The sequence below is a fragment of the Yersinia antarctica genome, assembly GCF_056636475.1.
The window spans coordinates 3,252,185-3,279,069 of the sequence record NZ_JBSJQF010000001.1; the positions used below are offsets into that span (position 1 = coordinate 3,252,185).

Below are 26,885 nucleotides of genomic sequence, written 5' to 3' on the forward strand. Positions count from 1 at the left end.
CATGAGGATAGTGCTTCATCCTGTTAAAAAAGCCCGGAGTAACTGATTAATGGTTATAAGTAAGGAAAGTGCTCACAGTTTACACCTGCCGCTTAGGTGTCACAATCCGCCCACATAATGAGTGCGGTTAATTACGGCATTTTATTATCCTACAGCTGACTTTCCAGCAAGGTGCGTAGCCCGGCTGATTTATTGTTAATTTCTTGCCATTCCTGTTCCGGGTCAGAGCCGGCCACAATACCGGCTCCGGCATACAGATGGACCTGCTGTTCTTCTACCCTGGCAGAACGCAGGGCGACACTAAATTCAGTCTGTTTTGCCGAAAGATAGCCGGCCGAACCGGCATACCAGCCGCGGGAAAAAGGTTCATATTGCGCAATAAACTGTCGCGCGACATTGCGAGGCAAACCGGCGACGGCCGCCGTCGGTTGTAGACGTTGCAGGCAATCGGTATCGCTGGCGCGGGTGAGTTGAGCATGAATGCAGCGGCGCAAGTGCTGCACTTTACGCAAGCGGATGATTTCCGGTGGCATTACATCAACTGCTGCCACCCCGCCCTGCAATCGCTGGCAGATATCATCCACCACCAACAAGTTCTCGCGTTGATTCTTTTCATCATGCATCAGCCAATCGGCCAGTTCTGCCGCTTGCTCGGGGGTTTCTGCGCTGGATACCGTGCCCGCCAGAGCCTCAGTTTCCAGATGCAACTGCTGGCGTAGATAGAGACGCTCAGGGCTGGAGCCGAGAAATGCGCGCCGCGCATCAAAACGCAGCATAAAGTGGAAACAGTGGTGATTGACCTGCCGGCTGGCGGCCATAAATGCCCCACTGGAGAGAGGCTTATCCAGCGTCAGTTGGGTGGCACGCGCCAGAACCACTTTCTCCATCTTCTGCTGCTCAATCTCAGCCAACGCGTGCTGAATAAGATGGCGCCACTGCGGATATTCCGGCATATGGCGGGCATGTTGCACCTGAGTATCAAGTGCAGGCAACGGCCTGGCAGCCACCAGTTGGTCGATAAAGCTAATTGCGTGCAGAGCATCTTGCTGTAGGGAGAAGTCGCTGGCCAAATTGAGCGTTAAATAGGTCTGCTCACCCCGACGTAATATTTCAATGCGGGGTAGAAACAGGAAACTGGCCTGCGCCAGTGGCGCGCCATCAGCGGGTTGGTTAACGATCACCGGTTCAAAGGCATTCAAGCCCCAAATACGTAATCCGCTCGCATCCCGATGCTGCTGAATAAAATGATCAGCCGCTTGCATATCATTGAAGAGCCGAGTTTGACCGCAGACCGCAGCCTCTTCATGACCTTCGCGATGGAGCCAGTAAAATTGTGGAAAATGGCATTGGGCGGCCAGCCACTCTAATAGTTGGCTACCGATTCGACCCGGTGCGGGCACGATAATTTGCCGGATACCTGCCTGGTCAGGGAAACCGGCACGTAATTTCTGCCGTAATTCACCCAGCAAACCAGAAAGTTGTTTCACGACCACCTCGGCAAATCAACAGAAAGAGTGGGATTATACGGAGCGTGAATAATAAGAAAAGTCAGATTCAAAAGTTATTGTTAGTTATCACACTAATATTTGATATTGATGGTTTTGTATACTCAATAAGTGTTATCTGGCACTCAGCACAGGTGTCTACTGGCTAGACTCCAATTATGTCGCGTTGCAGCAAAGCGGCAATTGAAAAATAAAGGGGCCGCAGCCCCTTGTAATGGATCCAGTGATCAGCCGTCAATCCTTCAGCGACGGGCGATCAATAGCCCCACGATCAAGCCAGCAGTCGCCCCTATCCCTACGCTGCACCAAGGTTTTTCACGCACATAATCATCGGTGCAACACGCCAGTGCTTTCGCCCGCTTGATATAGCATTCACTGCGGCCATTCAAACGGTTCTGAACCTCCTTTAATGCTTTTTCCGCCCGGGCTTTAATCTCTTGATAGCTTTCATCAGCCGCATCACCCGAGGCGCGCAGCACTTCTTCCAACGTATCGGTCAGCATAGTCAGATCGTCATCCAGCGAGGTTTGCTGTTCTTTATCTCGGTTCATATGCGTTCTCCATGAGTGAAAAAAGGACATCTCATAAGGATAGTCGAAAATAGCCGGCGTAATATTGATTCAAGGTGGAAATGGAGTTTTCAGGATTAATCTGTATGGCAAGTAATATGAGGGGAAAAAGAGTTACTGATGCCCCTTCCCCCTGTTTTATGACTAAAAACGGATACAACAAGCCCCTTGCTCAGCACCGGAAAGTTGTTCGCGCAATGCACCAAACAATTCACGGCCACATCCTACGTGGAAGGCAGCAATATCTGGCAAGTCGGTATGGCGGGCAGCCAGTTCAGCTTGATCCACTAACAGTGAAAGCTCGCCAGTGACACCATCAACACGCACCCGATCGCCATTACGGATTTTCGCCAGCAAACCACCGCAATACGCTTCGGGTGTCACATGGATGGCTGAGGGCACTTTACCTGACGCACCAGACAAGCGGCCATCGGTGACCAGTGCCACCTTAAAGCCACGGTCCAGTAATACACCTAATGGTGGCATCAGTTTATGCAACTCCGGCATACCAATAGCACGCGGCCCCTGATAACGCACCACCACCACGCAATCGCGATCCAGTGCGCCTGCGTCAAATGCCGGACCAACGTCGTGCTGGCTTTCAAACACCACGGCCGGGCCTTCAATGATCTGATGATCACGCGGTACTGCCGAGGTTTTCATCACTGCCCGCCCTAGGTTGCCACTTAAGACTTTGGTGCCGCCATGTGGTGAGAAAGGTATCGCGATACTGGCGATAACAGTTTCATCCAGCGATTGCTGTGCCCCGTCACGCCAACATAATTGCCCCTGATCCAGATAAGGCTCTTGGGTATAGCGCTGCAAGCCAAATCCGGCCACGGTATGGACATCTTCATGGAGTAAACCGCCCTGCAACAGCTCTTTTACCAGCAGCGCTACACCACCGGCCGCCTGAAAGTAGTTGATATCTGCTGGGCCATTGGGATAAATGCGGCATAACTGTGGTATCACTTCCGATAACTCAGAAAAATCATCCCAATCGATGATGATCCCCGCCGCGCGCGCCATCGCCACTAAATGCATGGTGTGGTTAGTCGAACCGCCGGTCGCCAGTAGTGCCACAATGCCATTGACCACCACCTTTTCATCCACCAACTGACCAATGGGTAAATAGCTACCGCTGGTTTCTGTCAGGCGCGTGACCTGACGGGCGGCAGCGGCGGTGAGCGCATCACGTAGCGGCGTATTGGGCTGGATAAAGGAAGAGCCGGGTAAGTGTAACCCCATCACCTCCATCACCATCTGGTTGGAGTTGGCGGTGCCGTAAAAAGTACAGGTACCGGCACTGTGGTAGGAGGCAGCTTCCGCGTCCAATAAAGCCTGTCTATCGACTTTGCCCTCCGCAAACAACTGGCGCACCCGCACTTTTTCTTTATTAGACAGGCCGCTGGCCATCGGCCCGGCGGGGACAAAAACCGCCGGTAAATGACCGAATGACAACGCCGCCATCAACAAACCGGGGACAATTTTGTCACACACCCCAAGATAGAGTGCACCATCAAACATATTATGTGACAGGCCAATCGCCGCAGACATCGCAATTACATCGCGGCTCATCAGCGACAGTTCCATGCCATCCTGCCCTTGCGTCACCCCGTCACACATCGCCGGAACACCGCCCGCCACCTGGCCGACCGCCCCCACAGCATGCAAGGCATCTTTTAGTTGTTGCGGATAATGTTCATACGGCTGATGTGCCGATAGCATGTCGTTATAGGAGGTAATAATCGCGATATCGCTGCGTACCATGTTCTTCAGCGCTATTTTGTCGTCCGGCTGGCAGGCCGCAAAACCGTGCGCCAAATTGCCACAGGCCAGTTGCGAACGGCGAACTGTATTTTCCTTAGCCGCGCTGATACGTTGCAAATAGGCAGTACGGGTGGCTACGGATCGCGCAGTAATACGTTGCGTGACTCGGGTGAGGGTCGCGTTCATCGCCATTCCTTATTCACTCAAGGGCGTTAAAAGTTCAATGCTGCTCAGAGGCAGGCCGATAAAATCTGCCAATACCTGTAACAACAGATTGTGATCATCCAGATGGGGGGCGCCGGATACATTCACACTACCAATCACACCAGCCTGTTGAACCTGTAACGGAAAGCCACCGCCCAAGGCGGCATAATCCCGCAAGCTGACACCATAGCGTGCTTCCAGTGAGGTTTGACGCTGCTGTAACATCAAGCCAGCGGCACAAGAGCTGGTATTAAGTAGCTCTACCACATTGCGCTTACGTCGCAGCCAGTCATGGTTTTCAGCGCTAGTCCCCAACATGGCATAACTAAACAGTGTCTGACGATTTACCGTGATATCGATGGCCAGAGCCACGCCTTGCCGCTCAGCCTGACACTTTATTTTCTCACCCAACCGCCAGGCCGTTTCATGATTGAAATGAGGCAATTGCAGTAGTTGTTGATGCTGCTGACAGCGAGCTAATTGCTGTTGTAGATTCATGAAATTCTCCGGTGATAAATGGCGGGGCATAGTGGTTATCCACCAAAACCCCACCACGGCTTAAGCGCGTTTAGCTTTAGCCAAACCTTTGTCAGCGATGCCCTTCCGCGCCGTGCTAACTTCAACATCACACTCTTTCGGCAGGGTTAAGGTTATCAATCCCGCAATAATCAGGGAGCCTGCCAGCATGCAAACTGCCGCGCTCTGTCCATAGAAGAAAATCATCACGCCTACCAGATACGGGCCACAGAAACCGCCCAGATTGCCTAAGCCATTGATCACCCCGCGTGCGCCACCCGCCACTTCTGGCACCGCGATACGGCCCGGAATTGACCAAAATGGACTGGTTGCGGCTTTGAGGAAGAACCCGCACACCACCAGTGCCAAGTAAGAGACCAGTACGTTGTGGCGGAAAATCACCGACGTCACCAGACCGGCGGCGAAGCAGAACAGGGAAACCATAATCAGCAGCCGGCGCTTACCGGTTCTGTCCGACAAGGCAGAAATGAGGTAGATACCGGCAGTGGTGGCAATAAAGGGTAAAATCGCCAGAATACCGACGGAAGCCATATTACCGCCGGTTAGGTTTTTCAAGATGGTCGGCAGCCATAAGGTATAACCATAATCGCCGGTCTGATAAAAGAAGTTCAGTGTGACCAGTTTCATCAAGCCTTTATTCAGGAATACCGCCTTTAATGGCGCATTGGTCACCGGAGCATCGAGCATCCGTTCAGCCCGTTCCCGCGCCAACTCAGTCACCAGATAATCGCGCTCCCTTGCCGACAACCATTTAGCTTCCTCTGGTCGGTCACTGATAACAAACCACCACATCACCAGCACCACGGCTGACAGTGAACCTTCGAGGAAAAACAGCCAACGCCAGTCCAGAGCATTAATAATGAAACCCGATAGCGGTGCGGTGAACATGCCGCCAATTGGGGCAAACATCATGACAAAAGCATTGGCCCGGCCGATTTCGCGTTCCGGGAACCAGTTACTGACCATAGTCAGCACCACTGGCAGCATGCCGCCTTCTGACACCCCGAGCACAAAGCGCAGGAATAGCAGTTGATAATGATTAGTGACAAAACCGGTCAGAATCGAGACGACGGCCCAAACACAAAGAGAGTAAGCAATAAATTTTCTGCCGCTGCCATGAACCGCAATACGGCCACCCGGTACTTGTAGAAATAAATAACCAATAAAGAAAATACCGCCCGCTAAACCAGCCATTTGACTGGTAATTGCTAGATCACTTTCCATACCACCAGGTAATGCAAAACTAATATTTACCCGGTCCATAAAAGAAATAATACAAGCAATCATTATTGGAACAATAACGCGAAACCAACGGGCATTAGGGATCTTACTGTCCATATAAACACGCCTCATGATAATAGCAGAGTATTACCCGCACCATAAATAATGGTGTAGGGAATGCCGCAAGCAAATAAACAGAAGTTTATTTTCTGGTGTTAATTAAAATTCACTGGCCATTTTTAATATTTAATTAAAAGTAATTATCTATTATTTATAGGTGATCGCCGTAGGGGCTTTTTCACCAGAAAAATGGGCTAATATATTTGAGAAGACAATATCGCTCATTTGAATTCGAGTTTCCGTCGTTGCACTAGCAATGTGTGGCAGCAAGACCACATTATCCATCTCGATCAATGCTGGTGGCACATTAGGCTCATCGGCAAAAACATCTAAGCCCGCACCACCAATATTTTGCTGCTGCAACGCAAGGATTAAATCATCCTGATTCACCATACTGCCCCGGGCAATATTGATCAAAATGGCGTGATTAGGCATCGCAGCAAAAACGGTTTTATTCACCAAACCGGCACTGTCTTTCCCTCCCGAGATTGCGACCACCAGAATATCGCTTTGGCTGGCAAGACTCATAAGATCAGGCATATACTGGTAGGGCAGAGTTTCGTTGTGTGCTTTGTCGGTATAGGCAATTTGCATATCAAACCCCGCCGCTCGGCGAGCAATGGCTTGGCCAATCTGCCCCATACCAAAGACCCCCAGACGCTTGCCGGTAACCTTAGATGATAATGGCAAAGTACTGTGCGGCCACTGTCCGGCACGCAGGAATTTATCAGCCAGACACAGGCGACGAGAAGTCGCAATGATTAGCCCCAGCGCGGTATCAGCAACATCGTCAGTCAGTACACCGGGAGTGGTAGTAACAATAATATTGCGCTCGTGGGTGGTTGCTAAATCCACCGCATCGGTACCGACGCCAAAGATTGAGATTATCTGCACTTCAGGCAACAGTGCCAACACCTCATTGCTGACACCAATATCACCACGGGTCACGATGCCTTTAATATTCTGCCCCTGTTCTGCAAAAAACTCAGCATGATCGGTAACCTGGAAGAGTTTATGAACAGTAAAGGTTTGCTCCAATTTTTCAGTTAAATAGTCCATTACCGGAGCGATGATTAATACGGCTTGTTTGCTGTTTTTCATTACGGGTACCTGATCATGTCAATAAATCATAAAAAACCAGAATGGCGGCAGGTAATCATCGGATGATTTAGCCATTCAGCGAATGTCGTTATAAGACCCGTTTTCAATGTTTTATTTTGTGATATAGGTCACTGTAAATCATGTTAAGAAAACATGTTACCGGTAACGTGATCGACCTATCATTGCCAGTGCTGAATTGTTTCAGCCAGGCAAATGCCGGTTAAGAACTTATAGAATTAACTAAGTAAAATGTTATCGGTTGCCGTTATTTGTTATTGATTGACGGAGGGATAATTTAGCGGCCATTGACCAAAGTGATTCGCAGCCATCATCCAGAGCCATGGCTGCTAGCGGTGATAAGAAGATCAGATAGTCCCACCGAGTGAAATGCGGTAATGCAGGTCAACCTGTTCAATTGTAGGGATTTTATTTATTTTCTTAATCAGAATTTCCGCTGCAACTTTACCCATTTCAAACCGTGGGGTGGTAACACTGGCCAGCACCGGGGTGGTTGCCTGGCCGATATCTAAGCCATGGAAACCCGAAATTGCCATTTCAGCCGGTATCGCCATGCCTATTTTCAGACATTCTTGTAACACGCCGACGGCCATATCATCATTAGTACAGAAAATAGCATCAACCTGCGGATACATTTGTCGTGCCAGAGCTAGCATCCCAGCCCCGATCGAGACAGAAGAGACCTTATTAGGAGTGATATGCAATGGCGTAAATCCTGTATCTATCATCGCCTGGCTATATCCCTGATAACGTTTGCGATCTCGTACATCTGACATCGAGCCAAAATAGACAATATTCTGCTTACCACTGGCCAATAGTGTCGCTGTCATATCGTAAGCAGCCTGATAATTATTAAAACCAACGGTAATACGGTTGAACTGTGGCTCTAAATCCATCACTTGTGCAACCGGAATTTCGGCTGCATTCAAATACTTATCAGCACGTAAGGTATGTTCTGAATCAGTGAGTATCAGACCTGAGATCTGACAGGACAACAGATTAACGATCTGCTGCTCCTCACGTTCTTTATCATAGTTATAGTTAACCACCAGCGTTTGATAGCCGCTGGCAGCGGTTACCGATTCAATACCCGCCAGCAAGTCAGAGAAAATCTGGTTATTAAAGGAAGGTATCAAGATACCAATACGCGGGATCTTTTGATTGAAACCATTTTCCCCTTCAGAATCAGGAGCATAATTAACCTCCGCCATCACTTGAGCAATACGCTCAGCCGTCTCTGGAGCCACTTTTTCCGGCGTGCGTAAGTAGCGGCTGACAGTCATTTTGGTCACGCCTGCAAGTAACGCGATATCCTGTAACGTAACACGCTGGTTTTTCATGGCAAATACCTGGAACAAGAGTGCGCAATGGGTAATATGATTATGCACTGTTAGCTTGTGTAATGAAAAGCATGTTACTGCTTTAAAATACAATAACAGCCAGGTGACATATTATTAATCTAGTTTATTATTAATAAGTTAAACTGAAACCTTGCAATAAAACAGCAAAAAAACCGACTAACAGCAGTATTTCCCCTTCATCAAGGGGATATCGCTCACGTATGTGGTAACAGCTTGTTGTAACATGATTTAAAGTGATCTGCATCACAGTTTACCCAAGCGGAAAACGGTTTGATATGCACATGTTTTCACCCAGTCATTATTCAATAATATTTATTTTATAATGTCGCTTAATAAGCGCCATTTCCATCAGGAATTTATTATGAAGAATTTATTTTCGTTAGAAAACCGCAAAGTATTAATTACGGGATCTGCTCAAGGCATTGGTTTTTTATTAGCGAAAGGCCTGGCCGAATTTGGTGCAGAGATAATTATTAATGATATTACCGCAGAACGAGCGGAAAAAGCCGTGGCGGAATTACGTGCTAGCGGTTTTATTGCTCATGCTGCCGCCTTTAATGTGACTAATCACGATGCGGTTAATGAAGCCATTGAACAAATAGAAAGTAGCATCGGTGCTATCGATATTTTAATTAATAATGCCGGCATTCAGCGCCGCCATGCCTTTACTGAATTCCCAGAAAAAGATTGGGATGACGTGATTGCGGTCAACCAGAAGTCCGTATTCTTGGTTTCACAGGCCGTATCCCGCTATATGGTTAAACGTCAACGCGGCAAAATTATCAATATCTGCTCGATGCAAAGCGAATTAGGCCGCGACACTATTACCCCCTATGCCGCCTCTAAAGGTGCGGTAAAAATGCTAACTCGTGGTATGTGTGTTGAGCTGGCTCGCTATAATATTCAGGTCAATGGTATCGCACCTGGCTATTTCAAAACGGATATGACAAAAGCGTTGGTAGATGATAAAGCCTTTACTGATTGGTTATGTAAACGGACACCGGCTGCTCGCTGGGGAGACCCGGAAGAGTTGATTGGTGCTGCGGTTTATCTCTCCTCCAAAGCCTCTGATTTCGTGAATGGTCATCTGTTGTTTGTTGATGGCGGGATGTTAGTTGCAGTTTAACCTTCGCTTGAAGTGATTGGGAGATTAGCGACCTTCGTTATTCGTCCCATCAATAACGTTGGTTAATGCTTCAATTGACTGGGAACAGAGGAACATTATGTCTGGGAAATGCATTATTGTTATGGGCGTATCCGGCACGGGGAAATCCTGCGTCGGTCAAGCACTGGCACAAGCGCTTAACGCCAAGTTTATTGATGGTGATGACCTACACCCGCGCGCCAACATCCAAAAAATGGCCTCAGGTCAGCCGCTAAATGATGTTGATCGTGCTCCTTGGTTAGAACGGTTAAGTGATGTGGCCTATAGCCTGCAACAGAAAAATGAAGTCGGTTTTTTAGTCTGTTCGGCGCTGAAAAAGCAGTATCGCGATCGTTTGCGTGCCAGCAATCAAGGGATACGTTTTCTGTGGCTGAGCGGTGATTACGATTTGGTGCTACACAGAATGCAGCAGCGCGCTGGGCATTTTATGCCTGAAAGCCTGTTGCAAAGCCAATTTGCAACCCTGGAAGTACCGGGTATCAGTGAACCGGATGTTATCCAGATAGATATTTCGCCCGACGTCGCCGGTGTGGTTAAGCACTGTATTGCCGCGCTGGAGCATGAAAATAGCGTGAGTCATTGCGCCTAAACGCGCGGGCCACATAAGCATATAGGAAGAGTTATGATACTTGATGAACTGAAAAGCGCGGCGAATAATCCAATCTATCCAGATGTTATCCGCCGCACCCTAGCGGCTATCTGCAAAATGGATTTGGTTAACCTGCCAGCGGGCGAGCAAGAAATCGAAGGGCGTGAGATTTACTTAAATCATATTATCGCCGCGACCAAGCCACTATATGAACAAGCCCCTGAATTACACCGTTACTATATTGATATTCATATTTTGCTGGAAGGTAGTGAAGTGATTGGTGCGTCGCCATCCACACAGGGCCAGCGCCCGACGATGGATTTTGATAGCGAGCGAGATTATGGGTTGTTTGAAGGTATTACTACCGAAACCTTGTTAACACTGGCGCCGGGTGATATTGCCCTGCTGTTCCCCGGCGAGTTACATCGCCCGATGGGAACATTAGGTGACATCGCACCGATTCGTAAGATCGTGGTTAAAGTGGCGAATCATCTTATCTGATTCGGTATTATTTCGGTTGATAGATACCGGATCAGGTTTCGGGGGATATTCGTTCAGATTATCGGTTCGATTGATAGATACCGGAGCAGGTTTCGGTTGATAGTCATCCAGATTTTCGGTTCGGTTGACATGAGATCGGTGTTCACTTGACCTCCTGCGCCTCAACCGCCAAAGGGGTTACAAGCGCGTAACCCCCTTGGAACCCCTGCGCTAGCGCACGTATCGCTTGCCCACTTCGCGGGTCCCCTCACTCATCATTTCGCTGGCGGGACGGCTTTACGCGGGTCCCTCCGCGTGACGCCTAAATCCGCCGTCCATGGCGGATTTCCCTTGCTACACTCTTCACTCGGCAGCTCAAATGTGCTTTAAACGTCAAAACCTAAAAGCAAGGTTTTGATTTTGACCTTGAGCGCAATCAGGAATATTACCGACAAAGACGATGGCCCGAGTGAGCCGCCATGGACGGCGGCGAAAAGCGCGCTTGAGCAGGAGCGAATCGCGCTGGCTCGATAAGGCCAACGACTGCCGGAGGGCACTGCGAATAGCAGTAATATTTCGCGCAAGCCGCAGGTGCAGGAGGGCCGGCTAGCCCTCCTGCTCGGTTGAGGCGATAGAGGTAAGGTGATAACTGAACGACTATCAACCGAAACCTGCTCCGGTATCTATCAATCGAACCGATAACCTGAACGACTATCAACCGAACCGGATCATCTAATCAATATCAACCGGCGCTCCCAAGGAGCGCCTCCCTTGACCCCGCCGCGCCGCCAACCACAACCCGCTGTTCTTCATAGCGTAGCCAAATACCACCCCGACTAACAATGAAGCAACCACCAGCTTCCAATTACCATTACCGGCAAAAGTAGCGCAAGCGCCGATAAAAGTACCTGGAACAAATGATAACCACTGCTGGCAGGCCTGGATGCACATCAAAAACGCCACAAGCCCTGTTAAAACATACCCAAGGATGGTCCATTCCGGTTGCAAGGCACTGCCCTGGATAATCATCATCGCCCAGAACACCCCGCTCAGGCAGGTTAACAGCGTAATCAGTAATCCTTTTAAACCACCTTGTGGGCAAGCGAAATAGGCGGTACAGCCAAGGAAACCAGCCCAACTGATTAGCCCTAAACTGACCGCTACCCAGCCCCAGACACCCGAGAGAATGCCGGTGGTAATGGCAATCATCAGAATAATGTTCATCAGTGTTACCTGCGCGAAAGTATCAAAGCAATATCGATTGAGTGAAAGTCGAGCAGTTTACCTGAATTGATGAGCAATATTCCGTATTTTTGTCACAAAAATATAAATATTGTTGTTATCATTACATTTGTAATGTGATCAAAGTCACACAATAAACACTATGCATAATTTGGAAGCGCGATACACGCGCGTTTATTAAAAATTTGCTTATCACCATTTGCTGTCCATTCGCTAAAATAACCCTTTTCATTAGCATATGGTGTTATTTGTGTTTGGAAATTAAAAATATTGAAAAGCAGTCTATTAGTAAGTACCTCAGGGTCGCAATCTAAAAAAGACACTCCGTTTTTTATAGATTGATAGTACTGAATGACTCTCTCTGAGATAACCGCATTAATATCAGCCTGCCCATGATTATCTTTAATACAAAACTTCAGCGCTTTAGTTAGCGGGTTTCTATTTACCCAATTATCAATATTGATATCATCTATTTTTAAGTCAGATGCTGTGCCAATGAAATGATTAATGATGACTTTATTGAGCAATTCGCCAGCTTTAATATAAATATCACTGCCTTCATCTATTTTTTTCTGCAAAATATTCAAAGAGTTAATCGCAGAAATGTTAACCTTGTCGATTAAGTCAACATAAGGGTTTCTCATATATGTATCATTTTTATTTGTAATTAAATATGCATTTTCTATCATCGCCATATTGAATTTTTCATCTCCCTTCGCCCTATCAAGCAAGAAGTTGATTGTTTCTTTATCTTTAAAAAAACCGGCCGTTGGAACTATTTCATCTGATAGCGATAAAAAATCATCCACAGAATCATATTTTGTATAAGAGTTATTATCATTAATTGATGGAGGTGAAGGTATACAGCACAACATAAATATCCTTAAGAATAGAGTGAAATAATCACTGATAAAGATATCTCAAAAAAATGTGTTCACCGCTCCATGTTTTACCCCACCCCCACCTTAAATAACATTAATTTCAGCACCGGGTAAAAAACAAAACCCCCTGCGCGTTTCGGCTAACAGGGGGTTTGGGAACAGGCTTAACAATCAATTACATCAGTGGCTGAGCCATCTGAACCAGCGAAATCAGCGGTTGCGGGTAAATACCCAGGAACAGCACCAGAATCGCGGAAATCAGCACCACCACACCACCGGCAGTCAATGCCCAGTTGCTTGGTGTGTCACGCACCAGTGTTTCCGGCGCGCTGAGGAACAGGCTCACCGTCACACGCAGATAGTAGTACAGGCCGATGGCACTGCCTAAGACCACCGCACCGGTCAACCACCACAGGTTGGCGCTGACACCCATTGCGACCACAAAGAACTTACCGATAAAGCCCAGCGTCATTGGGATACCGGCCAGTGATAGCATCATTACGGTCATCACCGCCGACAGAATCGGTTTATGCCAGAACAGACCACGATAAGAGAACAGCGATTCTGCATCCGGGCCTTTATACGGGCTAGACATCAAGCTAACCACACCGAACGCACCCAAGCTGCTGAACAGGTAACCGGCCAGATAAACACCGACGGTTTCCAGTGCCAACTGATGGGTCTGCACCGCCACCAGCGCAATCAGCAAGTAGCCAAGGTGCGCGATAGAAGAGTAACCCAGCAGACGCTTGATGTTGGTCTGGCTGATAGCCATTAAGTTACCGAACAGTATTGATGCCACCGCAATCAAGGAGAGCACCAAACGCACCGCTTCACTGTCGGCGGCCGGCGCATACAGGAACAAGCGCATGACTACCGCAAAGATGGCAATCTTACTGGCAGTCGCCAGGAAGGTAGATACCGGAGCGGGAGCACCCTGATACACATCCGGCGTCCACAGTTGGAACGGCACCAGCGACAACTTAAAGCCAAGACCAACAATCATCATCCCGAGGCCCGCCAGAATCAACGGCTGGTGGATAGCGGAGTCACTTAGGCTCTTGCCAAGACCGGCGAAAGACAAACTGCCAGACTCAGCATACAGCAGCGCCATCCCGAACAGCAGGAATGACGATGCCGCCGCAGACAGCAGCATGTATTTGATACTGGCTTCCAGTGAACGCTTCTGGCGATAGGCATAACCAATCAGGCCAAACAGCGGCAGGGAGATAAGCTCAATACCCAGGAACAGCGACGCCAGATGGTTGGCACTGGCTAACAGAATGCCGCCCATGGTGGCAATCAGCACCAACAGGTAGAACTCTTCGCGGTTATCTGGATAGCCATTCAACCAAGGATAAGCAAAGGTGCTGGTTGCCAGGCTGGCAACAATCACCAGCCCGGTATAGAACATCGCATAGCCGTCAATCCGCATCAGCGGCGTGACATCCATCGGCCCGACCTGGCCGACAAAATAGAGTGACAGCAGCGCCAGGTTAAGCCCGATGACCGTCAGGGTGGCGTTAATAAAGTGATCGCGTCGCCACGCAATGGAGAGCATCACAACCACCACCGTCAATCCGACGATCAACAGCGGTAGCATTGCGATCAGTTGTTGAGGAGTTATTGTCATGGCGAATTACGGCCTTGTAGTTGTAATAGATGAAGCATTGAACCACTGCTGTACATTACTCATCGCAGCATGGGAGGTATCAAGAATCGGCTGCGGGTAAACCCCCAGCAACACTAATAACACCACTAACAGCAGGATGATGGACAGTTCCCTTGCGCTCATGCCCGGTAACGCTTCTTGTGATTTTGGCGCACCATAATAAGCACGCTGCATCATGATAAGCGAATAAACCGAAGCAAAGACCAGACCAAAGGTAGAGATCACGGTAATCACCGGAACCACCTGGAAGCTGCCAAACAGGATCATAAACTCGCCGACGAAGTTACCGGTGCCCGGCATCCCCAGTGTCGCTACCGCGAAGAACAGCGATAGTGCAGGCAAGTATTTGATTCGGCCCCACAGGCCGCCCATCTGACGCATGTCACGGGTATGCAGGCGCTCATACAACTGACCACAGATGATGAACATACCGGCGGCAGACAAGCCGTGGGCAATCATCTGGATAACCGCACCTTGATAAGCCAGTTGGCTGCCGGTATAGATGGCAATCAATACAAAGCCCATGTGCGACACGCTGGTATAAGCAATCAGGCGTTTGATATCAGTCTGGCAGAAGGCCATCCACGCACCGTAGAAGATACCGATGACACCTAACCACATGGCGATAGGTGCAAACTCATGAGAGGCGTTCGGGAACAGCGGCAGACTAAAGCGCAGCAAACCATAAGCTGCGGTTTTCAGCAAAATCCCCGCCAGGTCAACAGAACCTGCGGTGGGTGCCTGACTGTGTGCATCTGGCAACCAGCCGTGCAGTGGCACAACCGGCATTTTTACCGCAAAGGCGATAAAGAAGCCCAGCATCAGCAGATATTCCACATTGTGGGACATCGGCGTCTTCAACAGATCTTCGTAGTTGAAGGTCCAGATACCGGTGGCGTTGTAGTGCACAAACACCAACCCCAAAATGGCAATCAACATGATAAGACCGCTGGCCTGGGTATAGATGAAGAACTTGGTTGCTGCCGCGATACGGGTTTTACCGTCTGATGCTTTGTGACCCCACAAGGCAATCAGGAAGTACATCGGCACCAACATCATTTCCCAGAAGAAGAAGAACAGGAACATGTCGATGGCGAGGAACACGCCGATAACCCCACCCAGAATCCACAACAGATTCAGGTAGAAGAAGCCCTGATTGCGCTGAATTTCACGCCACGAACAAAGGATAGCCAGCACACCTAGCAGGCCAGTTAGCACCACCATCAGCAGTGATAACCCATCCAGCGCCAGATGGAATTCAATACCAAACCGTGGGATCCACGGCAAGATGAACTCTGATTGCCACTGCGGGATACCCGCTGGGTTAACCAGTGAATAGTTGCCCTGCCCCCACAACAGCAAGGAGAGCACTAATGTCAGCCCCATCGCGAATAGCGCTATCCAACGCGGTACCTTAGTACCGAAGCGCTCACACTGCCAAGACAGCAGGCCGCCGATAAAGGGGAGAAGAATTAGCCAAGGTAATAGCATGGCGTTTTGTGTCCCTAATTAAACGAAAAGCAACAGAGCCAGTACGACGACTGCACCCAAACCCATAGACGCGACATACCAACGCACCTGTCCATTTTCACTGAGCGTCAAACCGCGATTACTCCAGCGCGAAAGTATCGCCGGGGTATTCATCAGTGAGTTCAGCGGATCACGCTGCAATAGCCTTGCAATCCACAAATACGGGCGGACAAACACATTGTGGTACAGCCAGTCGAAGCCCCACGCATGGAACCACCAGACCGTAAAGAAGCGGCCCGGCGCACTTTGCGCGATGCTGTTGACCAACTGACGCTTGCCCAGATAGAGTGCCGCAGCCAGTGCAATCCCGATAACCACTAACACGCCTGAGAAGATTTCCAGTGGCATTTTACCCTCTTCACCGAAGTGAAGCTCTGGCAACACACCCGCCAGCGGTGGTGTTATCAGCGCGCCGACGAAAGTCGACAGCACCAGCAACACAATCAGCGGCAGGCTGTGAGCTACCCCTTTAACCGGATGCGCTTTGGTTTTTGGCTCGCCGTGGAACACAATGAAAATCATACGGAAGGTATACAGCGCGGTGAGGAATGCCCCAACCAGCCCGGCGACCATCAGATTGATATGGCCACTGGCCAATGCGCCCCACAGAATTTCGTCTTTACTGTAGAAGCCTGCGGTAACCACTGGCAGTGCAGCCAATGCCGCGCCACCTACCAGGAAGCAGATATAAACCAATGGGATCGTCTTACGCAGACCACCCATTTTGAAAATATTCTGCTCGTGGTGACAGGCCAGAATCACTGAACCCGAAGAGAGGAACAGTAACGCTTTAAAGAAGGCATGGGTCATCAGGTGGAAGATAGCCGCATCCCACGCCTGAACGCCCAGCGCCAGGAACATGTAGCCAATCTGGCTCATGGTGGAATAAGCCAGCACCCGCTTGATGTCGGTTTGTACCAGCGCGGCAAAGCCTGCCAGCACTAGGGTTACCGCGCCGATAATACCCACTAAATGCAGCACTTCAGGCGCCATCAGGAACAAGCCGTGGGTACGCGCAATCAGGTAGACACCTGCAGTCACCATGGTTGCCGCATGGATAAGCGCGGAGACCGGGGTTGGGCCTGCCATTGCATCGGCCAACCAGGTTTGTAACGGCAACTGTGCCGATTTACCCACCGCACCACCGAGCAACATCAGCGTCGCCCAGGTAATGGCAGTAGAGCCCATTTCCAGTTTCTGCGGTGCCAATACCATCAGCTCGCGAGTATTCAGCGTACCCAGTTCTTGATAAAGGATGAACAGGGCAATGGCGAGGAATACGTCACCAACGCGGGTCACGATAAAGGCTTTCATCGCCGCCGCGCCGTTGGCAGGATTGGTGTAGTAGAAACCGATCAGCAGGTAACTGCACAGACCCACCCCTTCCCAACCCAGATACATCAGCATCAGGTTATCTGCCAACACCAAAATCACCATGCTGGCGATAAACAAGTTGGTGTAGGCGAAGAAACGAGAATAACCCTCCTCCCCACGCATATACCAAGAGGCATACATATGAATCAGGAAACCCACGCCGGTGACCACAGACAACATGGTCAGCGACAGGCCATCCAGTGTCAGGGTCAACGGAATGTTGAAGGTGCCAACCGACATCCAGTTCCACAACGTCTGGTTAAAGACTTGGACACCGGTGGCCTTTTGGCTAAGAAAATCCACTGCAACATACAGTGTGACCAACGCCGTCAGGCCAATCGATCCCACCCCGACCGTGGCTGAGGTATTTTCAGACCAGCGCCCACGGGAGAATGCCAACAGCAAGAAGCCCAGCAGTGGCAGCAGAATTGTTAAATATAATAAGTTCATCCGCGCATCTCACTGACTGTATCGATATTCAGAGTATGACGGCGACGATATAGCTGTAACAGCAATGCCAAGCCAATACTGGCCTCCGCTGCTGCCAGCGTGATCGCCAGGATATACATCACCTGACCGTCAGCCTGACCCCAATAACTGCCCGCCACAACAAAGGCGAGCGCCGCTGCGTTGATCATCACTTCAAGGCTTATCAGCATAAACAACAGATTGCGACGAATCAGCAACCCCGTCAGCCCTAGCACAAACAGTATGGCCGCCAGAATCAGGCCATGTTGTAGAGGGATCATGCTTGTTCCTCCGTTTTTCTTTTCGCGCTGTCGCTCGCGCCCATCACGTCACCCGGCTTATGTTCGCGCCCGATATGGAAGGCAACCACCAGACCGGCCAGCAACAACATTGACGCCAGTTCAACTGCCAGCACATAAGGACCAAACAGGCTGATACCCACAGCTTTGGCATCGACCATTTCACCGCTAATACCGGAATCAGTCACTGAACTGATGGCATAAATCAGTACCGACAGCAGCACCAGTGCTAGCAAGCCGGGGCCAATCCACAAACTCGGTTTCAGCCAGTCGCGCTCTTGTTGTTCGACGTTGCCCAAGTTCAGCATCATCACCACGAACACGAACAGCACCATAATGGCCCCGGCGTAGACGATGATTTCCAGCGCACCGGCGAAATAAGCACCCAGCGAGAAAAACACCGCCGAGATAGCCAGTAAAGAGATAATTAGGTACAGCAGCGCATGTACCGGGTTGGTGTGAGTGATGACGCGAATAGTCGCCACCACTGCCACCAATGCTGCAATATAAAATGCAAATTCCATGGAAAGCGGCTCCTAAGGCATCAGACCTTTAACGTCAATCGGTTTGGCTTCGTTTTCGGCTTCGCCTTTCTGCTTGCCGTCTACTGCCATACCGGACATCCGGTAGAAGTTATATTCAGGATATTTACCCGGGCCGGAGATCAACAAGTCTTCTTTCTCATACACCAGATCCTGACGCTTAAATTCACCCATTTCGAAATCCGGCGTTAGCTGGATAGCAGTTGTTGGGCAAGCCTCTTCACACAAACCACAGAAAATGCAGCGGGAGAAGTTGATACGGAAGAACTCAGGATACCAGCGGCCATCTTTGTGCTCAGCTTTCTGTAATGAGATACAGCCAACCGGACAAGCAACAGCACACAGATTACAAGCAACGCAGCGCTCTTCACCGTCAGGGTCACGCGTTAACACGATACGACCACGGTAGCGCGGCGGCAGGTAAACCGGCTCTTCAGGATACATTTGGGTTTCACGCTTGTGGAAGGCATGAAGGCCAATCATCCACAGGCTGCGCACTTGGGTGCCGAAACCAACCACTAACTCTTTCAACGTCATGGTTCATTCACCCCTTATTGAGCGTTGTACAAAATGACCGCGGCAGTCGCCAGCAGATTCAGCAGGGTCAACGGCAGGCAAACTTTCCAGCCGAATGACATCACTTGGTCATAACGTGGGCGCGGCAAGGATGCACGGATCAGAATGAACATCACCATGAAGAAAGCCGTTTTCAGCGCAAACCAGATAAATGGCGGCAGGAACGGACCTTGCCAACCACCGAAGAACAGAGTGACTATCAGAGCAGAGACGGTCACGATACCGATATATTCACCGACGAAGAACAGACCGAATTTCATACCGGAATATTCAATGTGGTAACCATCGGCCAGCTCTTGTTCAGCTTCTGGCTGGTCAAAGGGATGACGGTGACATACTGCAACACCCGCAATGGCAAAGGTCAGAAAACCAAAGAATTGCGGAATCACATTCCAGACGTGTTCCTGAGAGTTAACAATATCCTGCATATTGAACGAACCCGCCTGTGCGACTACGCCCATCAATGATAAGCCGAGGAACACTTCGTAGCTCAGGGTTTGCGCAGATGCACGCATCGCCCCTAACAGAGAATATTTGTTATTACTGGACCAACCGGCAAACAGCACGGCATATACCGTCAGCCCGGCCATCATCAGAAAGAACAGAATACCGATATTAAGATCCGCAACCGCCCAGGTCGGGCTGACCGGGACGATGGCGAAAGAGAGCAGTAGTGAGGTAAAGGCAATCACCGGGGCCAATGTAAAGATAGCCTTGTCGGAGAAGCGCGGAACCCAGTCCTCTTTGAAGAACATTTTGATCATGTCAGCAACCAACTGCAATGACCCGCCCCAACCGACACGGTTTGGCCCGTAACGGTTCTGGAACAAGCCCAGCAGGCGGCGCTCGCCGAAGCTCATAAATGCGCCGCAGGTCACCACCACCAACAGAATCACTACCGCTTTCAGGACAGAGATTAAAATCTCAATCAATTCAGGGGTAAACCAGCTCATAATACTGCCTCCCGCAGATTCTCAACACGCGCACCCACCATAATCGGCGGAATGCCCGGTAAGCCAAGCGGCAAGCCGACCTGACCCCGAGCCAAGGTTTCACTCAGGCGCACTGGCAGACGCAATGTCTGACCGGCACAGTTGAATTCCACCAGCGTACCGAGGTTAACCCCGAGCGTTGCAGCATCGGCTGGATTGACCATCACATAAGGTGCTGGCATGCGCTGCTGGATGACATCTGAGCGCTGCGACATCTCTTCACTACCAAACAAATGGTAGTAAGGGGCAATCTGCCAGCCATCAACCTGAGCGGTAAAGGCTGCCGGTACTGAATCAAAGTAACCGAGCGTCCCCTCACCTGCTTCAATCAGGCGCACACCCGGATCACCAAAGCGCAAGCTCCCCCCCACTTCAGCCTGGAATTTGTTCCATGCCTGCGGTGAGTTCCAGCCCGGTGCCCAAGCAAATGGGATCTGCTGACGATCGGCCAATGGGCTGTTGTTCCCTTCCATTGAGAAAGCGAACGGCGTGTCTATATCCTGTGGCTGACGCGGTTCATGCACACTGATATCCGCGCGCATAGCCGTGCGGCCACTGTAACGGATAGGTGAACGCGCCAGTTTCTGACCACGAATACGGAAGGTCGCATCCGGTGCCGCTTCAACAATACCTTCCAACTGTGGTAATGCGCGAACACAAGCCGCAATCACGTGATCCAGTTGCGTCCAGTCTACATGGCGACTGGTATAAGTTGAATGCAAGGAGTGCAACCAGCGCCAGCTTTCCAGCATGATGCTGTTGTTTTCCGGTTTTTTCGGGTCGTCGTAATAGGTTGGATCGTAAACTTGGAAGAAACGCTGAGCGCGGCCTTCCTGATTGACCAGCGTACCGTCGCTTTCAGCAAAGCTGGCGGCAGACAGAATCAGGTCTGCTTTTGCCATGATCGCGGTGCGTTGATGATCAACCACGATCACGTTGGCTGCTTGCTCCAGCGCGGCGTCAACTTTGTCTTGCGCCGCATGGCGATAGAGGTCGTTCTCCATCACGATAACGCTGTCAGCATCACCACGGGTCAGCAATTCCAGCGCGCTATCCAGTGGGCCACCGCCAATCATGGTCAAGCCGATGCTGTTCGCTGCACTGGCAACAAAGGTGATACCCACATCAGAGCCACGGCTTTTCAGCGCGGTTGCCACGTTAGCTGCCGCAGCAATGATGGCTTCGCTGCCTGCATTGCTGCCGGTCACGATCAGTGGTTTCTTCGCGCCCGCCAGAGCCCGCACGATGATATCCACTTTGCCTTTCAGCGCAGGGTCCAGATCCGTGACCGCCGGTGACGACGCATCCAGCGCGTTAGCGATAGCAAAGCCTAAACGTGCCTGATCATCCACCGGTGCGCGGTAGTTCCACGCCGCGATATCATCCATACGGGTGTTATCAACGTTAGTGATAAACAGCGGATGTTTAGCGTGCTGACCGATATTCATAATCGCCGCGATTTGCCAGTCAGCCACTTTCTGTGCGGCGGCCATTTCACGGGCTTTACCTTTCACCGCCTGACGGACAGACAGTGCGATACGTGCGCCAGTCTGGGTCAAATCTTCACCCAGAATCAGCACCGCATCATAGCTTTCAATCTCGCGCAGCGATGGTGTGTAAACCCCACCTTCTTGCAGCACTTTCAGCATCAATTGCAGGCGTTGTTGTTCACTCGCGGCAATGCCGGTATAGAAGTTTTCCGCACCGACCAGCTCGCGTAACGCAAAGTTACTTTCCAGGCTGGCACGCGGTGAACCGATACCGATGGTTTTCTTCGCCTGACGTAGAATATCCGCCGCCCCCTGCATTGCCTGTTCGGCATTCAGGTGGATCCAGTCATTACCACGCAATTGTTGTGGCTGACGTGGGCGGTCTTTCAGGTTGACATAGCCATAGCCAAAGCGGCCACGGTCACACAAAAAGTAGTGGTTGACGCTGCCGTTGTAGCGGTTCTCGATGCGGCGCAATTCACCATAGCGTTCGCCAGGGCTGGTGTTACACCCCACACTGCACTGCTGGCAGATACTTGGCGCAAACTGCATATCCCATTTACGGTTATAACGTTCGGAATGGGTTTTATCGGTGAATACCCCGGTCGGGCACACTTCTACTAGGTTGCCAGAGAACTCGCTTTCCAGCGTGCCACTCTCAGTACGACCAAAGTAGACGTTGTCGTGCGCGCCATAAACACCCAGATCGGTGCCATCAGCGTAATCTTTGTAGTAACGCACACAACGATAACAGGCGATACAGCGGTTCATTTCATGTGAGATGAACGGACCGAGATCCTGATTCTGATGAGTACGTTTACTGAAGCGATAGCGGCGGAAACTGTGTCCGGTCATCACTGTCATATCTTGCAGATGACAGTTACCCCCTTCTTCACAGACCGGGCAATCGTGTGGGTGGTTAGTCATCAACCATTCAACCACACTCTCACGGAACGCTTTGGCTTCGCCGTCATCAATGGAAATAAAGGTTCCATCGGTGGCCGGGGTCATACAGGACATGACCAAACGCCCACGGGTATCATCGGCGTTTTGGTATTGCTTTACCGCACATTGGCGGCAAGCACCGACGCTTCCCAGCGCCGGATGCCAGCAAAAGTAAGGAATATCGAGTCCCAGGGAGAGACAAGCTTGTAACAGGTTGTCGGCCCCGTTTACGTCGTATTCTTTGCCGTCTACATGTATCGTAGCCATATGCATGCTTCCAAGTGGCCTGAAATAACCGTCATTCTTTACGCTGCTGCTGTGTTGGCTGCCGTCGTTCACACCGGTCATTTAGTTCACTAAACTCCCGGCGTTTCTCTTCGTTGCCGCCTTGCCGCCACGCAAATTATTTGGTTATTTTCAAGCGTTAATTATAAAAACTTTCTTATTGGGTACACTGAGAGCCTACATTCAACGTATCTCATATATTACCCAAAGTATCACCAGCGCGCTTTTAATAGGTTCGGTTGAATACCGGCTATGGCTCGGGTATTGCCATAGTCTTTACTTGCGATCCCGGCTTCGAATTCTTCGCGGAAATATTTGATAGCACTTTGTAGTGGTTCAACCGCGCCCGGCGCGTGAGCACAGAAGGTTTTACCCGGCCCCAAGAAGCGGCAAAGTTGTTCCAGCGTCTCAATGTCGCCCGGCTGACCTTCGCCGCGCTCCAATGCACGCAAGATCTTCACGCTCCACGGCAACCCATCGCGGCAAGGGGTACACCAGCCGCAGGATTCACGGGAAAAGAACTCTTCCAGATTGCGCACCAGCGGCACCATACCGATTTCATGGTCTACCGCCATCGCCAGTGCAGTGCCTAACCGGCTACCTGCTTTGGCAATATTCTCGAAGTCCATCGGTAAATCCAGATGATCAGCGGTCAGGAAGTCGGTCCCTGCCCCACCCGGCTGCCAGGCTTTGAACTTCAAGCCATCGCGCATACCACCCGCGTAATCTTCCAGAATTTCACGCGCCGAAATACCAAATGGCAGTTCCCACAAACCTGGGTTTTTCACCCGGCCAGAGAAGCCCATCAGTTTGGTACCGGCATCGTTACTCTTACCCGCAGTGATCCCCTGATACCAGTCAACGCCGTGCTCAAGAATGGCCGGAACGTTACACAGGGTTTCAACGTTATTGACGCAAGTCGGTTTGCCCCATACCCCGGACGATGCGGGGAAAGGCGGCTTGGAACGTGGATTGGCGCGGCGGCCTTCCAGCGAGTTAATCAGGGCGGTTTCTTCACCACAGATATAACGGCCAGCACCGGTATGAACAATCAGTTCAAAATCAAAACCGCTGCCCATGATGTTTTTGCCCAGCAAGCCGGCTTCGGTTGCTTCGCTAATCGCACGGCGCAAATGCACGGCAGCTTCGATATATTCGCCACGCAGGAAGATGTAGCCGCGGTAAGCTTTCAGCGCAAATGCACTGATCAACATCCCTTCCACCAGCAGATGAGGCAATTGCTCCATTAGCAGACGGTCTTTATAGGTACCCGGCTCCATTTCATCGGCGTTACACAGCAGATAGCGGATGTTCATGCTTTCGTCTTTTGGCATCAGGCTCCACTTTAAACCGGTGGAAAAGCCTGCGCCGCCGCGCCCTTTCAGGCCAGCGTCTTTTACCAAATTGACAACATCAGGGGCTGCCATGCCTTTTAACGCTTTTTCAGCACCCAAGTAGCCGTTTTTGCTGCGATATTCATCCAGCCATACCGGCTGTTTGTCATCGCGCAAACGCCAGGTCAGCGGATGCATTTCTGGCGTGCGAATAACCTCTTTGGTAAAACCCGAATTAGTTGTCATGGATATTGCTCCAGTAACTTCTCAATATCTTCAGGTTTCAGATAGCTGTGGGTATCGTCGTCGATCATCATGGTCGGACCGCGATCACAGTTGCCCAAGCAGCAGGTTGGCAGCAGCGTAAAGCGGCCATCAAACGTGGTCTGGCCCGGCTCAATACTGAGTTTCTTCGAAATCGCGGCCTGAATCCCTTGATAACCGGTGATGTGGCACACCACGCTGTCACAATAACGGATCACATGGCGCCCAACCGGCTGACGGAAGATCTGACTGTAGAATGTGGCCACACCTTCGACATCGCTGGCCGGGATACCCAGCACTTCAGCAATGGCGTGAATCGCCCCATCCGGCACCCAACCACGTTGTTTCTGCACAATTTTCAGTGCTTCGATCGACGCGGCGCGGGCATCTTCGTAATGGTGTTTTTCATGCTCGATAGCATCACGTTCTTCAGCACTCAACTCAAAAACTTCAGTTGTGGTCGCCGGTTCAGCCGCATTGACTGCCAGATCCACCACATTTTGGCTTTCGTTATGATTCTGAGTCTCTTTTTGGTAGCTCATAATTAGCGGTCCACATCAGACATTACAAAATCGATACTGCCCAGATAGACGATCAGGTCAGATACCAGGCTGCCACGGATAACCGAGGGGATCTGCTGCAAATGGGCATAGCTTGGCGTACGTATCCGGGTGCGATAGCTCATAGTGCTGCCGTCACTGGTCAGATAGTAGCTGTTGATCCCTTTGGTCGCTTCAACCATTTGGAATGATTCGTTAGCTGGCATTACCGGACCCCATGAAACTTGCAGGAAGTGGGTAATCAGCGTTTCGATATGTTGCAGCGTACGTTCTTTCGGCGGCGGCGTCGTCAGTGGATGGTCAGCCTTAAATGGCCCTTCTGGCATGTTTTTATAACATTGCTCCAGAATGCGCAGGCTTTGACGTAACTCTTCCACTTTCAGCATCACGCGGTCATAACAGTCGCCGTTATTCCCGACCGGAACTTCAAAATCAAAGTTTTCATAGCCGGAATACGGACGCCATTTACGCACGTCAAACTCAACCCCGGTGGCACGCAGGCCAGCCCCGGTCACACCCCATTCCAGTGCTTCTTTGGAATTGTAAGCAGCAACACCGATAGAACGCCCTTTCAGGATACTGTTCTGCAACGCCGCTTTGACGTAGGAATCGAGCCGTTTTGGCATCCAGTCAAGGAAGTCACGCAGCAAACGTTCCCAGCCGCGAGGTAAATCATGCGCCACACCACCAATACGGAACCAGGCCGGATGCATACGGAAGCCGGTAATCGCTTCAACCAAGTCATACACTTTCTGACGATCGGTAAAGGCGAAGAACACTGGCGTCATTGCGCCTACGTCCTGAATAAAGGTACTGATATACAGTAAGTGACTGTTGATACGGAATAATTCAGACAACATTACCCGGATGGTTTTAACGCGGTCAGGAACCTCAATACCCGCCAGCTTTTCAACTGCCAGCACATAAGGCATTTCGTTAACACAACCACCCAGATATTCGATACGGTCGGTATAGGGGATGTAGCTGTGCCAGGACTGGCGCTCACCCATCTTCTCCGCACCACGGTGGTGGTAACCCACATCCGGTACGCAGTCGACAATCTCTTCACCATCAAGCTGCAACACGATACGGAACGCACCATGTGAAGAAGGATGGTTCGGACCGAGGTTAAGGAACATAAAGTCCTCGTTTTCGGTGCCGCGCTTCATCCCCCAATCTTCGGGTTTGAAGGTCAGAGATTCCATCTCCAGATCCTCTTTCTGCTTGGTCAGCACAAAGGGATCGAATTCGGTAGCACGCGCCGGGTAATCTTTACGTAGCGGGTGCCCTTCCCAAGTCTGTGGCATCATGATGCGCGTCAGATGTGGGTGACCATCGAAGGTAATACCGAACATTTCCCAAGTTTCCCGCTCATACCAGTTAGCATTGGGGAAAATCTTAGTCGCTGTGGACACGTGCAAGTCTTTTTCAGACAGTGCCACTTTCAGCATAATGTCGCGGTTACGCTCGATGGAAAGCAGATGATAGAAAACAGAAAAATCCGCTTCAGGGAGGCCCTGGCGGTGAGTGCGAAGACGCTCATCGACACCATGCAAGTCGAACAGCATGACATACGGCTTCGGTTGTTTTCTCAGGAACGTCATTACTTCCAGCAATTGCTCACGCTTTACCCATACCACGGGCATACCGGTACGGGTTGCTTGAACAACAAAGGCCTCAGGCCCAAAACGGTTCGACAGCTCGCTAATCACCGGATCATCGAGATGGTCACGGGTCTGCCATGCAGGCTGAGTGCTATCGGACGTCGTTAAATCGGTCATTATTTATTCA

Annotated in this window: 23 protein-coding genes; 3 read left to right on the forward strand and 20 right to left on the reverse strand. The window is 50.5% G+C overall.

What is annotated here, in order from left to right; translation table 11 throughout:
* Window positions 1-149: 149 nt before the first annotated feature.
* The 7 genes from menF to ACWJJO_RS15130 all read right to left on the reverse strand — a co-directional run bounded on the left by menF (window position 150) and on the right by ACWJJO_RS15130 (window position 8,385).
* On the reverse strand, window positions 150-1,487 hold the full coding sequence (gene menF, locus ACWJJO_RS15100) for an isochorismate synthase MenF (protein WP_083158275.1): 1,338 nt from the start codon (window positions 1,485-1,487) through the stop codon (window positions 150-152).
* 260 nt (window positions 1,488-1,747) lie between these two features.
* Window positions 1,748-2,056: an ElaB/YgaM/YqjD family protein gene (locus tag ACWJJO_RS15105; protein WP_083158274.1), complete on the reverse strand. Its 309-nt coding sequence runs from the start codon at window positions 2,054-2,056 to the stop codon at window positions 1,748-1,750.
* Window positions 2,057-2,218: 162 nt separating this feature from the next.
* On the reverse strand, window positions 2,219-4,030 hold the full coding sequence (gene edd, locus ACWJJO_RS15110; protein WP_481091201.1) for a phosphogluconate dehydratase: 1,812 nt from the start codon (window positions 4,028-4,030) through the stop codon (window positions 2,219-2,221).
* A gap of 9 nt (window positions 4,031-4,039) precedes the next feature.
* On the reverse strand, window positions 4,040-4,546 hold the full coding sequence (locus ACWJJO_RS15115) for a heme-degrading domain-containing protein (protein WP_481091202.1): 507 nt from the start codon (window positions 4,544-4,546) through the stop codon (window positions 4,040-4,042).
* 60 nt (window positions 4,547-4,606) lie between these two features.
* Window positions 4,607-5,923, reverse strand: coding sequence for an MFS transporter (locus ACWJJO_RS15120; RefSeq protein WP_481091203.1), 1,317 nt, complete (start codon window positions 5,921-5,923; stop codon window positions 4,607-4,609).
* A 150-nt stretch (window positions 5,924-6,073) separates the two neighbouring features.
* Window positions 6,074-7,027, reverse strand: a complete 954-nt coding sequence (locus tag ACWJJO_RS15125; RefSeq protein ID WP_083158270.1) for a 2-hydroxyacid dehydrogenase — start codon at window positions 7,025-7,027, stop codon at window positions 6,074-6,076.
* Between the two features lie 365 nt (window positions 7,028-7,392).
* Window positions 7,393-8,385: a substrate-binding domain-containing protein gene (locus ACWJJO_RS15130; protein WP_083158269.1), complete on the reverse strand. Its 993-nt coding sequence runs from the start codon at window positions 8,383-8,385 to the stop codon at window positions 7,393-7,395.
* Window positions 8,386-8,767: 382 nt separating this feature from the next.
* Between ACWJJO_RS15130 and idnO the strand changes: the two genes are divergently transcribed.
* From idnO to ACWJJO_RS15145, 3 genes are all read left to right on the forward strand, one after another.
* Window positions 8,768-9,532, forward strand: a complete 765-nt coding sequence (idnO, locus tag ACWJJO_RS15135; RefSeq protein ID WP_083158268.1) for a gluconate 5-dehydrogenase — start codon at window positions 8,768-8,770, stop codon at window positions 9,530-9,532.
* 97 nt (window positions 9,533-9,629) lie between these two features.
* The gene (locus tag ACWJJO_RS15140; protein ID WP_083158267.1) at window positions 9,630-10,160 is read left to right on the forward strand and encodes a gluconokinase; all 531 of its coding nucleotides are present in this window, start codon (window positions 9,630-9,632) and stop codon (window positions 10,158-10,160) included.
* A 33-nt stretch (window positions 10,161-10,193) separates the two neighbouring features.
* The gene (locus ACWJJO_RS15145) at window positions 10,194-10,661 is read left to right on the forward strand and encodes a NanQ anomerase/TabA/YiaL family protein (RefSeq protein WP_083158266.1); all 468 of its coding nucleotides are present in this window, start codon (window positions 10,194-10,196) and stop codon (window positions 10,659-10,661) included.
* Window positions 10,662-11,372: 711 nt separating this feature from the next.
* On the opposite strand, the gene ACWJJO_RS15150 is transcribed toward ACWJJO_RS15145, so the two are convergent.
* From ACWJJO_RS15150 to nuoC, 13 genes are all read right to left on the reverse strand, one after another.
* Window positions 11,373-11,864: a DUF1097 domain-containing protein gene (locus ACWJJO_RS15150; RefSeq protein ID WP_083158265.1), complete on the reverse strand. Its 492-nt coding sequence runs from the start codon at window positions 11,862-11,864 to the stop codon at window positions 11,373-11,375.
* Window positions 11,865-12,022: 158 nt separating this feature from the next.
* Window positions 12,023-12,691 (reverse strand): hypothetical protein, encoded by a 669-nt coding sequence (locus tag ACWJJO_RS15155; protein WP_102970379.1) that lies wholly within the window; start codon window positions 12,689-12,691, stop codon window positions 12,023-12,025.
* A gap of 247 nt (window positions 12,692-12,938) precedes the next feature.
* Window positions 12,939-14,396, reverse strand: coding sequence for an NADH-quinone oxidoreductase subunit NuoN (gene nuoN, locus ACWJJO_RS15160; protein ID WP_083158263.1), 1,458 nt, complete (start codon window positions 14,394-14,396; stop codon window positions 12,939-12,941).
* Between the two features lie 6 nt (window positions 14,397-14,402).
* Window positions 14,403-15,926: an NADH-quinone oxidoreductase subunit M gene (gene nuoM / locus ACWJJO_RS15165; protein ID WP_083158262.1), complete on the reverse strand. Its 1,524-nt coding sequence runs from the start codon at window positions 15,924-15,926 to the stop codon at window positions 14,403-14,405.
* Between the two features lie 18 nt (window positions 15,927-15,944).
* Complete coding sequence (gene nuoL / locus ACWJJO_RS15170) at window positions 15,945-17,789, reverse strand: NADH-quinone oxidoreductase subunit L (protein ID WP_481091204.1); 1,845 nt, start codon at window positions 17,787-17,789, stop codon at window positions 15,945-15,947.
* Window positions 17,786-18,088 (reverse strand): NADH-quinone oxidoreductase subunit NuoK, encoded by a 303-nt coding sequence (gene nuoK, locus ACWJJO_RS15175; protein WP_032815102.1) that lies wholly within the window; start codon window positions 18,086-18,088, stop codon window positions 17,786-17,788. The genes nuoL and nuoK overlap by 4 nt, the downstream gene beginning before the upstream one ends.
* Window positions 18,085-18,630, reverse strand: a complete 546-nt coding sequence (gene nuoJ / locus ACWJJO_RS15180) for an NADH-quinone oxidoreductase subunit J (protein ID WP_083158260.1) — start codon at window positions 18,628-18,630, stop codon at window positions 18,085-18,087. The genes nuoK and nuoJ overlap by 4 nt, the downstream gene beginning before the upstream one ends.
* A 12-nt stretch (window positions 18,631-18,642) precedes the next feature.
* Window positions 18,643-19,185: an NADH-quinone oxidoreductase subunit NuoI gene (gene nuoI / locus ACWJJO_RS15185; RefSeq protein ID WP_005191305.1), complete on the reverse strand. Its 543-nt coding sequence runs from the start codon at window positions 19,183-19,185 to the stop codon at window positions 18,643-18,645.
* Between the two features lie 14 nt (window positions 19,186-19,199).
* A complete protein-coding gene (nuoH, locus tag ACWJJO_RS15190) occupies window positions 19,200-20,177 on the reverse strand; it encodes an NADH-quinone oxidoreductase subunit NuoH (RefSeq protein ID WP_049613037.1) in 978 nt (325 codons plus the stop codon).
* A complete protein-coding gene (gene nuoG, locus ACWJJO_RS15195) occupies window positions 20,174-22,918 on the reverse strand; it encodes an NADH-quinone oxidoreductase subunit NuoG (protein WP_481091205.1) in 2,745 nt (914 codons plus the stop codon). The genes nuoH and nuoG overlap by 4 nt, the downstream gene beginning before the upstream one ends.
* A 230-nt stretch (window positions 22,919-23,148) precedes the next feature.
* On the reverse strand, window positions 23,149-24,516 hold the full coding sequence (gene nuoF, locus ACWJJO_RS15200; protein ID WP_050132658.1) for an NADH-quinone oxidoreductase subunit NuoF: 1,368 nt from the start codon (window positions 24,514-24,516) through the stop codon (window positions 23,149-23,151).
* Window positions 24,513-25,076, reverse strand: a complete 564-nt coding sequence (gene nuoE / locus ACWJJO_RS15205) for an NADH-quinone oxidoreductase subunit NuoE (RefSeq protein WP_227746524.1) — start codon at window positions 25,074-25,076, stop codon at window positions 24,513-24,515. The genes nuoF and nuoE overlap by 4 nt, the downstream gene beginning before the upstream one ends.
* Before the next feature lie 2 nt (window positions 25,077-25,078).
* Window positions 25,079-26,875 (reverse strand): NADH-quinone oxidoreductase subunit C/D, encoded by a 1,797-nt coding sequence (gene nuoC, locus ACWJJO_RS15210; RefSeq protein WP_083158259.1) that lies wholly within the window; start codon window positions 26,873-26,875, stop codon window positions 25,079-25,081.
* Between the last annotated feature and the right edge of the window lie 10 nt (window positions 26,876-26,885).

Bases quoted from the DNA above. Each gene is read 5' to 3' on its own strand.
- nuoI (WP_005191305.1), bottom strand. From the start codon at position 19,185: ATGACGTTGAAAGAGTTAGTGGTTGGTTTCGGCACCCAAGTGCGCAGC.
- idnO (WP_083158268.1), top strand. From the start codon at position 8,768: ATGAAGAATTTATTTTCGTTAGAAAACCGCAAAGTATTAATTACGGGA.
- nuoH (WP_049613037.1), bottom strand. From the start codon at position 20,177: ATGAGCTGGTTTACCCCTGAATTGATTGAGATTTTAATCTCTGTCCTG.
- edd (WP_481091201.1), bottom strand. From the start codon at position 4,030: ATGAACGCGACCCTCACCCGAGTCACGCAACGTATTACTGCGCGATCC.
- ACWJJO_RS15105 (WP_083158274.1), bottom strand. From the start codon at position 2,056: ATGAACCGAGATAAAGAACAGCAAACCTCGCTGGATGACGATCTGACT.
- ACWJJO_RS15140 (WP_083158267.1), top strand. From the start codon at position 9,630: ATGTCTGGGAAATGCATTATTGTTATGGGCGTATCCGGCACGGGGAAA.
- nuoL (WP_481091204.1), bottom strand. From the start codon at position 17,789: ATGAACTTATTATATTTAACAATTCTGCTGCCACTGCTGGGCTTCTTG.
- nuoE (WP_227746524.1), bottom strand. From the start codon at position 25,076: ATGAGCTACCAAAAAGAGACTCAGAATCATAACGAAAGCCAAAATGTG.
- nuoM (WP_083158262.1), bottom strand. From the start codon at position 15,926: ATGCTATTACCTTGGCTAATTCTTCTCCCCTTTATCGGCGGCCTGCTG.
- nuoC (WP_083158259.1), bottom strand. From the start codon at position 26,875: ATGACCGATTTAACGACGTCCGATAGCACTCAGCCTGCATGGCAGACC.
- ACWJJO_RS15120 (WP_481091203.1), bottom strand. From the start codon at position 5,923: ATGGACAGTAAGATCCCTAATGCCCGTTGGTTTCGCGTTATTGTTCCA.
- ACWJJO_RS15115 (WP_481091202.1), bottom strand. From the start codon at position 4,546: ATGAATCTACAACAGCAATTAGCTCGCTGTCAGCAGCATCAACAACTA.
- nuoK (WP_032815102.1), bottom strand. From the start codon at position 18,088: ATGATCCCTCTACAACATGGCCTGATTCTGGCGGCCATACTGTTTGTG.
- nuoG (WP_481091205.1), bottom strand. From the start codon at position 22,918: ATGGCTACGATACATGTAGACGGCAAAGAATACGACGTAAACGGGGCC.
- ACWJJO_RS15150 (WP_083158265.1), bottom strand. From the start codon at position 11,864: ATGAACATTATTCTGATGATTGCCATTACCACCGGCATTCTCTCGGGT.
- ACWJJO_RS15125 (WP_083158270.1), bottom strand. From the start codon at position 7,027: ATGAAAAACAGCAAACAAGCCGTATTAATCATCGCTCCGGTAATGGAC.
- ACWJJO_RS15130 (WP_083158269.1), bottom strand. From the start codon at position 8,385: ATGAAAAACCAGCGTGTTACGTTACAGGATATCGCGTTACTTGCAGGC.
- nuoF (WP_050132658.1), bottom strand. From the start codon at position 24,516: ATGACAACTAATTCGGGTTTTACCAAAGAGGTTATTCGCACGCCAGAA.
- nuoJ (WP_083158260.1), bottom strand. From the start codon at position 18,630: ATGGAATTTGCATTTTATATTGCAGCATTGGTGGCAGTGGTGGCGACT.
- nuoN (WP_083158263.1), bottom strand. From the start codon at position 14,396: ATGACAATAACTCCTCAACAACTGATCGCAATGCTACCGCTGTTGATC.
- ACWJJO_RS15145 (WP_083158266.1), top strand. From the start codon at position 10,194: ATGATACTTGATGAACTGAAAAGCGCGGCGAATAATCCAATCTATCCA.